The organism is Amycolatopsis sp. NPDC004625 (assembly GCF_040609695.1).
GTDB lineage: Bacteria > Actinomycetota > Actinomycetes > Mycobacteriales > Pseudonocardiaceae > Amycolatopsis.
Map to the genome: position 1 here is coordinate 77,959 of NZ_JBEXKX010000024.1, position 13,074 is coordinate 91,032.

At 74.9% G+C, this 13,074-nt stretch carries 19 protein-coding genes; 6 read left to right on the forward strand and 13 right to left on the reverse strand.

The features are described 5' to 3' along the window. Positions 1–76: 76 nt before the first annotated feature. The 4 genes from ABZW17_RS26160 (at position 77) to ABZW17_RS26175 (ending at position 2,115) form a co-directional block, all read left to right on the forward strand. On the forward strand, positions 77–319 hold the full coding sequence (locus ABZW17_RS26160) for a DUF2630 family protein (protein ID WP_354819373.1): 243 nt from the start codon (positions 77–79) through the stop codon (positions 317–319). A gap of 102 nt (positions 320–421) precedes the next feature. Then, positions 422–832, forward strand: coding sequence for a YciI family protein (locus tag ABZW17_RS26165; RefSeq protein ID WP_354819376.1), 411 nt, complete (start codon positions 422–424; stop codon positions 830–832). After that, entirely contained in the window at positions 829–969 is a 141-nt protein-coding gene (locus tag ABZW17_RS26170; RefSeq protein ID WP_354819379.1) for a hypothetical protein, read from the forward strand. Before ABZW17_RS26165 ends, ABZW17_RS26170 begins: the two co-directional genes overlap by 4 nt. Positions 970–972: 3 nt before the next feature. Then, the gene (locus tag ABZW17_RS26175; RefSeq protein ID WP_354819382.1) at positions 973–2,115 is read left to right on the forward strand and encodes a DUF6596 domain-containing protein; all 1,143 of its coding nucleotides are present in this window, start codon (positions 973–975) and stop codon (positions 2,113–2,115) included. Between the two features lie 144 nt (positions 2,116–2,259). Here ABZW17_RS26175 and ABZW17_RS26180 read toward each other — a convergent pair whose 3' ends face one another. From ABZW17_RS26180 to ABZW17_RS26230, 11 genes are all read right to left on the reverse strand, one after another. Further along, positions 2,260–3,807, reverse strand: coding sequence for an alpha/beta fold hydrolase (locus ABZW17_RS26180; RefSeq protein WP_354819385.1), 1,548 nt, complete (start codon positions 3,805–3,807; stop codon positions 2,260–2,262). A gap of 71 nt (positions 3,808–3,878) precedes the next feature. Next, a complete protein-coding gene (locus tag ABZW17_RS26185) occupies positions 3,879–4,958 on the reverse strand; it encodes an ATP-dependent DNA ligase (RefSeq protein ID WP_354819388.1) in 1,080 nt (359 codons plus the stop codon). Between the two features lie 27 nt (positions 4,959–4,985). Then, the gene (locus ABZW17_RS26190) at positions 4,986–5,585 is read right to left on the reverse strand and encodes an alkaline shock response membrane anchor protein AmaP (RefSeq protein WP_354819391.1); all 600 of its coding nucleotides are present in this window, start codon (positions 5,583–5,585) and stop codon (positions 4,986–4,988) included. Beyond that, the gene (locus ABZW17_RS26195; protein ID WP_354819394.1) at positions 5,582–6,118 is read right to left on the reverse strand and encodes a DUF6286 domain-containing protein; all 537 of its coding nucleotides are present in this window, start codon (positions 6,116–6,118) and stop codon (positions 5,582–5,584) included. Before ABZW17_RS26195 ends, ABZW17_RS26190 begins: the two co-directional genes overlap by 4 nt. A 2-nt stretch (positions 6,119–6,120) precedes the next feature. After that, a complete protein-coding gene (locus ABZW17_RS26200) occupies positions 6,121–6,471 on the reverse strand; it encodes an Asp23/Gls24 family envelope stress response protein (protein WP_354819397.1) in 351 nt (116 codons plus the stop codon). After that, positions 6,468–6,644, reverse strand: a complete 177-nt coding sequence (locus ABZW17_RS26205; protein ID WP_013224542.1) for a hypothetical protein — start codon at positions 6,642–6,644, stop codon at positions 6,468–6,470. Before ABZW17_RS26205 ends, ABZW17_RS26200 begins: the two co-directional genes overlap by 4 nt. A 30-nt stretch (positions 6,645–6,674) precedes the next feature. Further along, the gene (locus ABZW17_RS26210) at positions 6,675–6,884 is read right to left on the reverse strand and encodes a hypothetical protein (RefSeq protein ID WP_354819400.1); all 210 of its coding nucleotides are present in this window, start codon (positions 6,882–6,884) and stop codon (positions 6,675–6,677) included. Further along, on the reverse strand, positions 6,881–7,318 hold the full coding sequence (locus tag ABZW17_RS26215; protein WP_354819403.1) for an Asp23/Gls24 family envelope stress response protein: 438 nt from the start codon (positions 7,316–7,318) through the stop codon (positions 6,881–6,883). The genes ABZW17_RS26210 and ABZW17_RS26215 overlap by 4 nt, the downstream gene beginning before the upstream one ends. An 84-nt stretch (positions 7,319–7,402) precedes the next feature. Next, positions 7,403–7,822 carry an Asp23/Gls24 family envelope stress response protein gene (locus ABZW17_RS26220; protein ID WP_354819406.1) on the reverse strand — a complete coding sequence of 140 codons (420 nt, stop codon included), beginning with the start codon at positions 7,820–7,822 and terminating at the stop codon, positions 7,403–7,405. Next, entirely contained in the window at positions 7,822–8,376 is a 555-nt protein-coding gene (locus tag ABZW17_RS26225; RefSeq protein ID WP_354819409.1) for a sigma-70 family RNA polymerase sigma factor, read from the reverse strand. The genes ABZW17_RS26220 and ABZW17_RS26225 overlap by 1 nt, the downstream gene beginning before the upstream one ends. Beyond that, complete coding sequence (locus ABZW17_RS26230) at positions 8,373–9,113, reverse strand: pyrimidine reductase family protein (protein WP_354819412.1); 741 nt, start codon at positions 9,111–9,113, stop codon at positions 8,373–8,375. Before ABZW17_RS26230 ends, ABZW17_RS26225 begins: the two co-directional genes overlap by 4 nt. 139 nt (positions 9,114–9,252) lie before the next feature. Here ABZW17_RS26230 and zapE point away from each other — a divergent pair, with 139 nt between their 5' ends. Continuing rightward, complete coding sequence (gene zapE, locus ABZW17_RS26235) at positions 9,253–10,272, forward strand: cell division protein ZapE (RefSeq protein WP_354819415.1); 1,020 nt, start codon at positions 9,253–9,255, stop codon at positions 10,270–10,272. Here zapE and ABZW17_RS26240 read toward each other — a convergent pair. Next, positions 10,226–10,840 carry a phosphatase PAP2 family protein gene (locus ABZW17_RS26240; RefSeq protein ID WP_354819418.1) on the reverse strand — a complete coding sequence of 205 codons (615 nt, stop codon included), beginning with the start codon at positions 10,838–10,840 and terminating at the stop codon, positions 10,226–10,228. The two genes, zapE and ABZW17_RS26240, sit on opposite strands and share 47 nt — an antisense overlap. A gap of 28 nt (positions 10,841–10,868) precedes the next feature. Here ABZW17_RS26240 and ABZW17_RS26245 point away from each other — a divergent pair, with 28 nt between their 5' ends. Continuing rightward, positions 10,869–11,750: an FAD-dependent oxidoreductase gene (locus ABZW17_RS26245; protein WP_354819421.1), complete on the forward strand. Its 882-nt coding sequence runs from the start codon at positions 10,869–10,871 to the stop codon at positions 11,748–11,750. On the opposite strand, the gene ABZW17_RS26250 is transcribed toward ABZW17_RS26245, so the two are convergent. Further along, entirely contained in the window at positions 11,737–13,035 is a 1,299-nt protein-coding gene (locus ABZW17_RS26250; RefSeq protein WP_354819424.1) for a hypothetical protein, read from the reverse strand. The genes ABZW17_RS26245 and ABZW17_RS26250 overlap by 14 nt on opposite strands. Positions 13,036–13,074: the final 39 nt, after the last annotated feature.

A 13,074-nucleotide genomic window follows, 5' to 3' on the forward strand; every position in this document is an offset into this window, starting at 1 on the left:
CGAACCGGGCGCGGCGGGAATTCCCGGGGCCGGGGTAGCGTCTGACCCGAGCGCACCCTGCGACGAGGAGGAACAGATGGCCGACGGCGAGATCCTGGGCCGGATCGACGAGCTGATCGCGGAGGAGCACGAGCTCCGGTCGCGGTCGGTCGGCGTGGGGCTCAACGGCGGCGACCGCGAGCGGCTCACCGCGGTCGAGCAGCAGCTCGACCAGTGCTGGGACCTGCTGCGCCAGCGGCGCGCGAAGACGGAGTTCCACGAGAACCCGGACGAGGCCGAGGCCCGCCCGGTCTCCGAGGTGGAGTCCTACCGGCAGTAGCCCGGAAAAATCTCCGCCGGCGACGTCGAAAAGCCCGAACCGGCTCCGTCCCCGGGGTGCGAGCGGCCAGAATGGACCGCCGAGACCCGAGGGAGCACGACGATGGCCAAGTACCTGTTGCTGAAGCACTACCGCGGCGCACCGGCTCCGGCGAACTGCGACGCGCCGATGGACCGGTGGACGCCGGAGGAGATTTCGGCGCACGTCAAGTACATGGAGGACTTCGGGACCAAGCTGGTGGCCACCGGCGAGTTCGTCGAACACCAGGCCCTCGCCCCGGAGGGGACGTTCGTCCGCTACGACGGCGAGGGACGGCCGCCGGTCACCGACGGCCCGTTCCCCGAGACCAAGGACCTCATCGCCGGCTGGACGGTGATCGACGTCGACAGCTACGAGCGCGCCCTCGAACTGGCCGCCGAGCTGTCGGCCGCGCCCGGCCCGGGCGGGGAGCCGATCCACGAGTGGCTCGAACTGCGCCCGTTCCTGACCGTGCCGCCCACCATCACGGAATGACGGGGGACACCATGGTCCTGCCCCGGTGGGAGCACGTCGTCGTCGGCGACCTCGTGCGGTACGAGGACAGCTTCGAGCTCGGCCACGTCCGCGGGCCCGAGGGGATCATCGTCGAGCCGGCCGAGCGGATCGGCTGAACCGTGGACGAAGCCCTGCTCCGGAGCCTCACCCCGGGCGTGCTGGCCGTCCTCGTCCGCCGCGGGGCCGACTTCGCGGCGGCCGAGGACGCCGTCCAGGAGGCGCTGGTCGAGGCGTTCCGCAGCTGGCCGGCCGATGCGCCGCGGGACCCCAAGGGCTGGCTGGTCACCGTGGCGTGGCGCAAGTTCCTCGACGCGACCCGGGCGGACGCCGCCCGCCGCCGTCGCGAGGACGTCGTCGACGCCGAGGTGGCGCCCGGGCCCGCGGCGGCCGAGGACGACACGTTGCAGCTGTACTTCCTGTGCGCGCACCCGTCGCTGACGCCGTCTTCGGCGGTCGCGCTCACGCTGCGGGCCGTCGGCGGGCTGACCACCCGGCAGATCGCGCAGGCGTACCTGGTGCCCGAGGCGACCATGGCGCAGCGCATCAGCCGGGCCAAGCGGACGGTGTCCGGGGCGCGGCTGGACCAGCCCGGCGACGTCGCCACCGTGCTGCGCGTGCTCTACCTGGTTTTCAACGAGGGCTACTCGGGCGACGTCGACCTCGCCGCCGAGGCCATCCGGCTGACCCGGCAGCTGGCGGCGGCCATCGACCACCCCGAGGTGACGGGCCTGCTCGCGCTGATGCTGCTGCACCACGCCCGGCGCGCCGCCCGGACGGCGGCGGACGGCAGCCTGGTCCCGCTGGCCGACCAGGACCGCACCCGCTGGGACACCGCCCTGATCGCCACGGGCGTGGAGCTCCTGCAGGCGGCCCTGGCCCGCGACCGGCTGGGCGAGTTCCAGGCCCAGGCCGCCATCGCGGCCCTGCACGCCGACGCCCAGGACGCGGCGGAGACCGACTGGGTGCAGATCGTTGAGTGGTACGACGAGCTGGTCCGCCTCACCGGCAGCCCGGTCGTGCGGCTGAACCGCGCGGTGGCCGTCGGCGAAGCGGACGGACCGCGCGCCGGCCTCGCGGCCCTCGCCGAGCTGGACCCGGCCCTGCCCCGCTACGCGGCGGTGTCGGCCTACCTCCACGAGCGCGACGGCGACCTCCCGGCCGCAGCCCGGCTGTACGCCGAGGCGGCCCGGAAGGCGTCAAGCCTCGCCGAAGCCGACCACCTAACCCGCCAAGCCGCCCGCCTCAACACCCGCCACCCGTGATCCGAGGGGCATCACGTGTGTCTGGCGGGGCATCACGCGTGTCTGGCGGGGCATCACGTGTGATTGGCGGGGCATCGCCGTGATGCCCCGCCAGACACGCGTGTGTCCCTTCTGATCACGCGAGATGCCTGCCCAATCACGTGGTCAGGCGGGGCAGAGGGTGCCGTCGGCGGGGATTTTGCCGTCGATGAGGAAGGCGCGGGTGGCTTCGGTGACGCAGGGGGAGGCGGGGAGGGCGCCGTGGCCCGCGCCCTGCCAGGTGATCGTCACCGCGGACGGCATCTGGTCGGCCGCGCGGGTGCTGCCGACCTGGGGGGTCGCCGGGTCGGCCGCGGTGGCCGCGACCAGGATCGGCGGGACGCCGGCCACGCCCGGGGCCGGCAGCGGCTCGGTCCGCACCGGCCACGGGCCGCACCAGGCCAGCTGCTGGGCGACGACCGTGCCGAACTGGGGGTACTTCGCGCGCATCCCGGCGGCGACCTGGTCGAGCTGGTCGGCCGACAGGCGGGTCTGGCTGTCGTTGCAGCGGGTCGCGATCGTGGAGTCGATCCGCGACGGCTGCGCGCGCGTGTCGTGCAGCACCGGCGAGACGAACGCGGCCAGGGGCTCGATGTTCCCGGTGCCGGCCGCGGCGAGGGCGTCGGCCAGCTCCGGCCACCGCGTGCGCTGCGTGAGTCCCGAGTAGACGGCGAACATCGCGACGCCCGGGCCGAACGGGATGCCGTCGGCCGTCGACGCCGGGGTGCGCCGCAGCCGGTCGGCGACCGCGGCCAGCGCCGCCTTCGGGTCGCCCAGGGCGCAGTGCCGCGCCGCGCAGTCCGCGGCGAAGGCGTCCAATGTGGACTGGGCACCGGCGGCGACGGCGTCGAGCACCGCGGCCGTGTCGGCGCCCGGGTCGGGCACGCCGTCGAGGACCACGCGGCCGACCTGGGCGGGGAACCGCACCGCGTACTCGGTCAGCACCTTCGAGCCGTCGCCGTGGCCGAGCGCGTCGAGCCGCTCCATCCCCAGCTGCTTGCGCAGCTCGTCGAGGTCGCCCGCGGCGCGCCAGCTGTCCAGCGCCGTCTGGGAGTCGTCGAGCTCGATGGCGCACTGCTGGCCGGCCTTGCGGGCCGCATCCAGCACGTCGCCGAGGCCGCCCTGGGCCGGGTCGGCGTCGATGAGGTCGTGCCGGATGTCGGGCGGGACGCACTGCGCGGCACCGGAGAGCCCGGTGCCGCGCCGGTCCAGGCCGATCAGCGAGAACTTCGCCAGGAACGCCGGCGGCAGCGCCGCGGCCAGCCGGGCGGCGTACACGCTGCCCGGGTCGCCGTCGACGTCGTTGACCACGACCAGCGGCACCGGCCCGCTGCCCACCTTCAGCGCCAGCAGCCGCACCACCGAGCGCCGCGGTTCGCCGGGCGCGTCGAGCGGGGCGGTGACGCGGGCGCAGGTGAAGTGCAGGCTGTCCGGCACGGCGGGGGTGCCGATGCGCTGGCGCGTGTCGTCGTCGCAGTCGGCCCACTTCAGCGTCGGCGACTGCGGTTCGCCCAGCGGCGGCAGCGGTACCCCGGGCGTCCGGGCGGGCGTGCTGCCGGTCGTCTTCCCGTCGTTCTCGACCAGCGCCGGGCGGACCGACGGCCCGGCGGCGCACCCGGCGGCGGAGGCCAGGGCGAGCAGCGCGACCAGGAGACGGGTACGGCGGCGGCGCACGGGCGGGATCCTCACGTCGGACGTCGATCAAGGGGCAGGCCGAGCTTCGCACGGCCGGTGTGGGACGCGGGTTAGCGGGTCCGCACCACCTGGCCGCGGAAGACGGCGTCGAGGTCGTAGCGGGCCGGCTCGTCGAGCTGGCCGTAGTCGCACGACGCGGGTTCGCGGTCGGGCCGCCACCGCACGAACCGCGCGTTGTGCCGGAACCGCGACGGCATCCCGCCTTCGGTGTTCTCGTAGGCGACTTCGACGACGCGCTCGGGCCGCAGCGGCACCCATTCGTGTTCGGTGGCGCGCCAGCGGGTGATGCCGCCGGGGACGCGCTGCGCCTCGCCGGTCGCGCGGCCGCCCCAGGGGTGGTCCTCGCCGTCGGTGATCAGCGGCGCCAGCTCTTCGGCCAGCTCGCGGCGGCGGTCCTTCGGGAACGACCCGACCGTGCCGACGTGGTGCAGCACGCCCTTGTCGTCGTGCAGGCCGAGCAGGAACGACCCGACCAGGTCGCCCGGGCCGCCGTCGACGTGCCAGCGCAGCCCGGCGAGCACGCAGTCGGCGGTGCGCAGGTGCTTGTACTTGAGCATCGCGCGCTTGCCCGGCGTGTACGGCTCGTCCAGGGGCTTGCCGATGACGCCGTCCAGGCCGGCGCCCTCGAACAGCTCGAACCAGTGCCGCGCGGTGTCCGGTTCGGTGGTGGCCGGGGTGAGCGGGAACCGGTCGCCGGCCAGCTCGGTGAGGCGTTCGCGGCGGACGGACGTCGGTTCGTCGAGCAGCGTTTCGCCGTCGAGCGCGAGCACGTCGAAGGCGACGAACTCGGCCGGCTGTTCGGCGGCCAGCAGCGTGATCCGGCTTTCGGCGGGGTGGATCCGTTCGGTGAGCGCGTCGAAGTCGAGCCGTCCCCCGCGCGCGACGACGAGCTCCCCGTCGAGCACGACCCGCGGCGGCAGGGTGTCGAGCAGCCGCGCGACGGCCTCCGGGAAGTACCGGTTGAGCGGCTTCTCCGCGCGCGACTGCAGGTACAGCTCGTCGCCGTCGCGGAAGACGATGCAGCGGAAGCCGTCCCACTTCGGTTCGAACAGCAGGCCGCCGGAGTCCGGGATGGCCTTGGCGGGCTTGGCGAGCATCGGCTTCAGCGGCGGCTGCAGCGGTAGGGGCATGCCCCGCATTCTGCGGAAAACCCCGGCTCAGCGCACGCGTTTCGCCGGGCTCGTGTCGAGTTCCAGCCGGACCGCGGCCGGCAGCGACGGCAGGCCGAGCGAGTCCCGGGCCCTGGTCAGCACCTGCGCGTCGAGGTCCGCCCAGACACCCTTGAGGTCGGTGCCTTCGTGCAGCCACAGCGTGATGCGCAACGCCGGAGAAGTGCGCGAGCCGACCGCGCGGACCCGGGCGCGGCTGACGCCGCCGAGGCGCTCCGCGTCGGCCTGGACCGCGCCGGCGACCGCGGCCGCCGTGACCACCAGCTCCGCGCCTTCCGTGCGGTCGAGGTCCAGGTCCGGGCGCGGTTCCGGGCGCAGCGAGCGCACCGCCCACCGCAGCCCGGCGGCGAACAGCAGCACCCCGAGCACGATCGCGGCGATCCGGGCCGGCGTCGCGTGCCCGCCGAGCCAGCCGGTGGCGATCGGGTCCAGCAGCGGACGGCGGCCGCGGAACTCGCCGAGCCAGCCGAAGCCGACCACCAGGGCCAGGACGCCGCCCGCCAGGGCCAGCAGCCCGACCAGGAACGTCAGCGTGCGTTCGCCGGTGTACGACCGGGCGAGGGCCTTCGCGGCGATCGAGCGGCTCATCGGCGGTCCTTCGGCGAGTCGACGACGACCGAGACCTTCGGCCGCCGCACCAGCGGGACGTCGTCGAGCAGCGCCGACACCGTGGCCAGCAGCCGTGGCCGCAGCTCGCCTTCGCTCTCGAGGGTGCTCTTGGCGCGGACGCGGACGCGGCGGGCACTCGCGGTGACCGATGCGCCCGCGACGTTGTCCTGCGCGCGCACGGTGAGCCCGACGAGCCGGGCCAGCGAGCGCGGCGACGTCGAAACGCTCACGTCTTCGGCCGGGTCGGTCAGCCGCACCGCGCGGTTGCCTGCGGCCAGCGCGCAGCCGACGAGCACCAGGCCCACGGCGGCGACCACGCCGGCGCCGACGCGCACGGCGTAGGCATCCCAGCCCAGCGACGTCAGTTCGGCCTGCCAGCGCGGCCACGGCACCAGCAGCGGCGCCGAGCCCGGGCGCCACCACTGCCAGCCGACCTCCAGGGCGAGCAGTGCCCCGGCCGCGGCGAACGCGAGGCCCAGCAGGGTCGAGAGGATGCGGACGAACGGGCGCACGGCTACCGCACCCTCGGCGCGGCGTCCGGCAGCAGCGCGGACACCGTCACGGCCAGCGTCCGGACGTGGTAGCCGGTGATCAGCTCGACCTCTTCGGTGACCTTCTCCCGGACGTCGCCGACGACCGCGCGGACCGCCGCCGGGTAGCGCAGGGCGAGGTCGAGCGCGAGGTCGACGTCGTTGTCGTGCCCGCCGACCTTCGCCTTCGCGCCCTTCTTGCCGTCGCGGGCGGTGCCGGGGACGCCGTCCGCGGCGTGCTGGGCGACCTTGCGGACCACCGCGTGCCCGATGGTGAGGGTGCCGCGCTCGCCGGGTTCGGCGAGCTCCCGCGGCACGTCGAGGGCGGGGCTCACTTGTCGCGGCCCTTCCCGAAGAGCTCGCCGAGGTCGAGTTCGCCGTCGAGGACCCGGCCGGCGACCAGGCCGATGATGCCGACGGCCAGGGTCACCAGGAACGCGGTGAACCCCTGGGTCGCGGCCAGGCCGAGGATCAGCCCGGCCAGGAGCCCGGTCTGCGTTGCGTTCACGTGTCCTCCTAGGACATGGGACGGAAAGTGTCACCGCACGCGGGGCGGGCGGCGGCGGAAGCGGGCGAGCAGGGCCGCGATGCCCCGGCGGCGGGTCACGAACCGCACCGGTGCGTCGAAGCGGGAAGGCGGTTCGCGCAACCGCGCGAGCCCGGCGGCGAACTCGGCCGGGTCGCCGCCGGCGTCGGGGTGGTGGGCGCGGACGAACGCCCGGAAGGCCGCCCGGCCGGGCCCGGTCACTCCACCCGCGCCGGTTCGGTTTCTTCCTCGCCCGGCAGGAAGATGTCGTTGACCGCGATGTTCACCTCGATCACCTCGAGGCCGGTGATCTGCTCGACCGCGGTGATCACGTTGCGCCGCACCGCGCGGGCGACGTCGGTGATGCGCGCGCCGTACTCCACCACGACGTCGAGGTCGATCGCCGTCTGCTTCTCGCCGACCTCCACCGACACGCCGGTCGTGGTGACTGTGCCGGAGCCCGGGATCCGCTCGCGCAGGGCGCCGAGCGCGCGCGACACCCCGCCGCCGCCGAGGGCGTGCACGCCGGCGATCTCGCGGGCGGCCAGGCCGGCGACCTTCTGCACCACCAGCGACGAGATGGTGGTGCGGCCGGCGGCGCCCTCCTCGTTGAGCGGGGTGACCGTGCCGGGGCTCTCGATCCGTTCCGGGTGCATGCGTGCGGGCTCCTCTCGCGGGCGGGCTCTCGCCCCTACGATGCCCGGGCGGGCCGGACCCTCACGCAATGTCGCCCGATCGGGCTAATCCCGCTCCCGGTGGACGTCCACGACGTGCACGTTCACCGCCATGGTGGTCCCGAGCTGCCGGCCCAGTTCGGCGGTGACGGCCCGCCGCAGCGCCTCGGCGGCCCGGTCGGCGACGACCCCGAACCGGACCGACACGAGCACCTCGACGGCGTCGTCCTCGGCCGCGACGGCCGAGACGCGCACGCCGTCCGGGGCCCGGGCCGCGGCGATCGTCCGGGCCAGCCGGGTGACGACGTCTCCGGTGACGCGCAGCCGGCCCGCCTCGCCGGGCACGTCGACCGCCGTCCGGCCGCCGCGCGCGACCGCCCGCAGCACGCGTTCGACCAGGCCGGGCGGGGTCGGCACCCGGCGCCGGGCGGCGGCGCGCACGGCGTCCCACCGGGGATCCCGCTCGGGATCCGCTGTCTCGGCCATCACCGCTCCCTCAACTCGGCGAGCAGCGCCACCCTGGCCCGGTGCAGCCGGGAACGCAAGGCGCCGACGTTCACGTCGAGCACTTCGGCGACCTCTTCGTAGCTCAGCCCCTCCAGTTCGCGCAGCACGAGCGGCACGCGCTGGGACACCTCCAGCCGGCCGACCGCCCGCAGCACCGCGTCGACCTCTTCGGCGCGCACGACCCGGCCTTCCGGGCCAGGCACCGCCGCGGCGAGCAACGCGCTGTCCACAGTGGACTGCGGATCCGGGGCGTCGAGGGAGACCGTCGGACGGCGGCGGCGCAGCGCGGCCAGCGCGCCGTTGGTGACGACGCGGTAGAGCCAGGTCGACACCGCCGACTCCTGCCGGAACCCGCCCAGGGACCGCCAGGCGGCGAGCCACGCCTCCTGCACGACGTCCTCGGCCTCGGCCGCGCTGCCGGTGATCCGCAGCGCCACCCGGTACATCCGGGGCGTGTGCTGCCGCACCAGCACGCCGAACGCCGTTTCGTCGCCGCCCGCGGCCTTGGCGAGGAGCTCGGCGTCGTCGCTCACCCGGCGTCCCGGCGGTAGCGCAGGAGCGTGAAGCCGTCCTCGACCAGCACCGACGCGAGGGCGAGCCGGCGCGGCACGGCGGGCGCGGCCCCGGCGGCGATCCGGCCCGCGGTCCCGGCCACCAGCAGCGGCGCGACGGTCAGGCACAGCTGGTCGACGAGGTCGCCGGCGACGAGCCGGGCGAAGAGCCCGGGCCCGCCTTCGCAGTCGATCCGGCGCAGGCCGCGGGCGGCGAGCAGCTCGAGGGCGCGGGGCAGGTCGACGTCCTCGGTGCCGGCACGCAGGACTTCCGCTCCGGCGGCTTCGAGGGCGCGCGTGTCGGCGGTGTCCGTGGTGACCACGATCGGGGGAACGGCGGTTTCGGTGAACAGCCGGGACGCCGGGTCCAGGTCGGCGGTGCGCGTCACGACGGCGATCGGCGGGACGCCTGCGAACCCCAGGCGGCGTCGGCGTTCGAGGCGTTTCGGGCCCGCGACGACCCCGCGGTAGTTCTCGGCGCGGGCGGTGCCCGCGCCGACCAGGATCACGTCGGCGAGATCGCGGCCGAGCAGGAAGACCTTCCGGTCGGCGGCGTGCGAGAGCCCGGCCGAGGTCGTGTCGATCTCGACGGCGCCGTCCGCGGACGCGACGAAGTTCACCTGCACCCAGGGCCGGTCCAGGTCCTCGGGGTAGGCGTAGAGGTCTTCGAGGTCCGAACCGGTCAGTCCGCCCGTCCGATCGGGCCACACAAGCTGCACCCGATCATCCCAGCACGAGCGTGGATCACGTCTCTACCGGGGACTGTGTCTCCTGGGGGCCGAGCCCCCGGACCCCGCCGGGGGCAAGCCCCCGGACCCCCGCGTGTGGTCGCGTCGGCAGGTCATGGTCTCTTTGGTCATGCCCGCGCACCTGACCGGCCGCCGTCCCGAGCTGTCCGCCGACGAGCTGATCGGCGCCCTGGTGCCGCCGCCGCGCTTCGACGCCGTCCGGTTCGAGACCTACGTCCCCAATCCCGGCGAGCCCAGCCAGGCCGCCGCGGTCGAGGCGTGCTCGGCGTTCGCGGAGAGGATCGGCGTCCGCCGCGAAAAGAAGCGCTTCAAGCTCTTCGGCGGGTCCCCGGAGCCCGCCGGGCCGAGGGGGCTCTACCTCGACGGCGGGTTCGGCGTCGGCAAGACCCACCTGCTCGCCTCGACGTGGCACGCGGCGCCCTCGCCCAAGGCGTACGGCACGTTCGTCGAGCTGACCCACCTGGTCGGCGCGCTGGGTTTCGCCGAGGCCGTGCGGCGGCTGTCGGAACACCGGTTCCTGGCCATCGACGAGTTCGAGCTCGACGACCCGGGCGACACCACGCTGGTCACTCGGCTGCTGCAGGAGCTGATGGACGCCGGGGTGTTCGTCGCGGCGACGTCGAACACGCTGCCGGAGAAGCTGGGGGAGGGCCGGTTCGCCGCCGAGGACTTCCTGCGCGAGATCCAGACGCTCTCGGCGCGCTTCGGCGTGGTCCGCGTCGACGGCCCGGACTACCGCCACCGCGGCCTGCCGGACGCGCCGCCGCCGGTTTCGGCCGACGAGCTGGAATCGTCGGCCGCCGCGCACGACGGGTCCACTGTGGACGATTTCGACGCGCTGTGCGCCCACCTCGCCGAGCTGCACCCGTCGCGCTACGGGCGGCTGCTCGACGGCGTCACCCGCGTGCACCTGCGGGGCATCCACCCGGCGCCGGACCAGAACGTGGGCCTGCGGCTGGTCGCCTTCGCCGACCGGCTCTACGACCGGGCCATCCCGCTGGTGGTGTCGGGGGAGCCGCTGCCGTCGCTGTTCACCGAGGAGATGGTCGACGGCGGCTACCGCAAGAAGTACCTGCGCGCGGTCAGCCGGCTGACGGCGCTGGCTCGGGACGCCGTGCCGGCCAGCTGACCAGCACGACCGCGACGGCCCACAGCGTCCCGCCGACGACGTCGGTGAGGTAGTGGTAGCCCAGGCCGACGAGCCCCGCCGTCGCGGCGAGCAGCGCCACCGCGGCCAGCACCACCACGACCACCCGGCGCGTGACCAGCACGAGCACGGTCAGCACCGCGACCAGGCTCACCGTGTGGCCGCTGGGGTAGACGAGGGTGCCGTTCTTCCACCGGTCGTAGAGCGGCTTGAGCAGGAAGGCCGTCAGCAGGATCGCCAGCACCGGCACGGCCAGCGCGAGCCCGGCCTCCAGCCGCCGCCCGGCGCGCAGGCACAGGACGACCGCGAGCAGGCCCAGCGCGAGCACGACGTACGGCTCGGTCGGGAACACCAGCGCCCGCAGCACACCGGGGCTCAGCGGCGCGACGGCCCGGGCGGCGGCGGCGTCGACCGCGCCGGGTGCGGTCCCGCCGGCGAACGGCAGGCCCAGCAGCAGCGCGAACAACGCGCAGATCACGGCGATCGTCCTCACCCGCGCGAGGGTAGCCGGGCCCCCGCGGCGCGCCGGGCGCCGCCGGTGCGTCACCATGCGGGGGAACCGACCTCGGGAGGAGCGGATGCGGGTCACCGTCGCCGGCGCCGGAATGGCCGGGCTGAGCAGCGCGTACCGGCTGGCGGAGGCGGGCCACCACGTCACGGTCGTGGCGGCGGCCCCGCCGCGGGAAACGACGTCGGCGGTCGCCGGCGGGGTCGTGTACCCACCGGGACCCCACCGGGACGAGCGCGTGGTCCGCTGGACCGCGGCGAGCCTCGCGGTGTTCCGCGGGCAGGACGCCCCCGGCGTCCGCTTCCGCCGCGGCCGCGTCCTGCTGACGGCCGGGGCGCCCGACCCGCAGTGGCTCCCGGCGGTCGGCGCGGCCCGCGACGGGGACCGCGTGGAGTTCACGACGGCGGTGGTCGACACCCCGGTGTACCTGGGCTGGCTGCTCGCCGGGGTGCGCGCGCTGGGCGTGCGGGTGGAGTACCGGGCCCTGACGTCGCTGTCGGAGCTCGACGCGGACGTCGTGGTCAACGCGGCGGGCCTCGGCGCGGGTCCCCTCGCCGGCGACACCTCGATGGTCCCGGTCGGCGGCCAGGTGGTGCACGTGACCGACCCGGGCCTGGCGGAGTTCGTGGTCGACGAGGCGGGCCCGGGCGTGACGTACGTGATCCCGCACGGCGGGCACGTGGTGTGCGGCGGAACGGAGGAGCCGGGCCGCGGCGACACGGACCCGAACCCGGGCGTGACGGCGGACATCCTGCGCCGCTGCCGCGAGCTGGAGCCCCGGCTGGCGGACGCGGCGGTGCTGCGGTCGCTCGTGGGCCTGCGCCCGTTCCGGCGCGAGGTGCGGCTGGAGCGGGAGGGCGACGTGGTGCACTGCTACGGGCACGGGGGCGCGGGCATCACCCTGGCGTGGGGCTGCGCGGCGGACGTCGCCGCGCTGGTCACGGCCGGATGAGCTCGGTGATGCCGCGGGCCCGCAGGTAGGCCGCGTCCGCGGCGCGGCTCTGCAGCACGAACGCCACCCGGTCGCCCTCGGCCGCCAGCTCGAAGAACCGGTCGCTGCCCGCCGTCGGCGTCAGGTCGGGGATCACGATCGCCTTCGTGCGCGGCGCCGGGGACGGCGGGGTCCGGTCGAACTCCGCCGCCAGTGCCTTCAACGCCTGACCGGCCGGTTTCAGCTTGCGGTCGTTGGTGTACAGCCCCAGGTCGTATTCCAGCGGGTTCAGGTTCGGGACCAGCGCCGGGTTCACGTCGTGGGAGCACCACCACGTGAAGCCCAGCGTGTGCGCGCAGGAAGCCGCGTTGCGGATCGAGCGGGACAGCCACTCGCCGTACTGCGGGCGGGTTGCGTCGCTGAAGTGGATTGACGGTGCCGCGCCGTCCTCCTGGATCCAGACCCGGCGCGCCGGGTCCGTGGCGTACGCCTGGGCCACCTGGATCAGGCGCTCGGCGTTGTGCGTGGCGAACGCGGCGAGCGGGTCCGTCTTCAGCGTGCCGAAGAACGACGTCCACGGGTGGATCGCCACCACGGTCCCGGCGTCCGCGAGCCCGGGGCGGGTGAAGTACGTGCCGTTGTCCCACGGCGCCCGGTCGCAGCCGACCGTGTGCGCCTTGCCGGGCGCCACCTGCTCGGCCGTGGCGCACAGCGTGCGGGCCCACGCGTCCGCCTGCGCCGGGGTGACGGCCAGGCCGGCGTAGGAATCCCAGTAGTAGTACGGCTCGTTCGACAGGTCGAAGCCGAGGAACCGCGGGTGCGTGCCGATCCGCTCGGCCAGGGCCGCCAGCAGCGTGCGCTGTGCGTCGAGGGCCGCGGGGTCGGTGAACCAGTTGACCGGCTTCGGCGTGGTCTGCAGCCAGTTCGGCGTCCAGTAGCGGGCCGAGATGTGGCCGTTGAACACGGTGACCTCGACGTCCAGCCCGGCCGCGCCCGCGAGGTCCAGGAAGCGGTGCAGGCGGTCGAGCTTCTCGCCGCTCACCAGGTGCGGTTCGGGCTGGAAGGCCGACCACAGCAGCATGATCCGGATGTGGTCGAGCCCGAGCGCGGCGATGTCGGCGAGGTCGCGGCGCAGGTCGGCCTCGCGCCAGTCCTCCCACATGTGGAACCAGCGCGTCGAGGGCGTGTAGTTGACGCCCAGCCGGAACGCCCGCCGCCGAGGTGTCGCGAACGCGGGCGCCGCGGTGGCCGCCAGCGCCGTCGCGACCGCTCCCGTGAGCACCGACCGCCGTCCGATGTCCGCCACGCCGCCTCCCTCGCCGTCACCCGTTCACGAACATCTAGC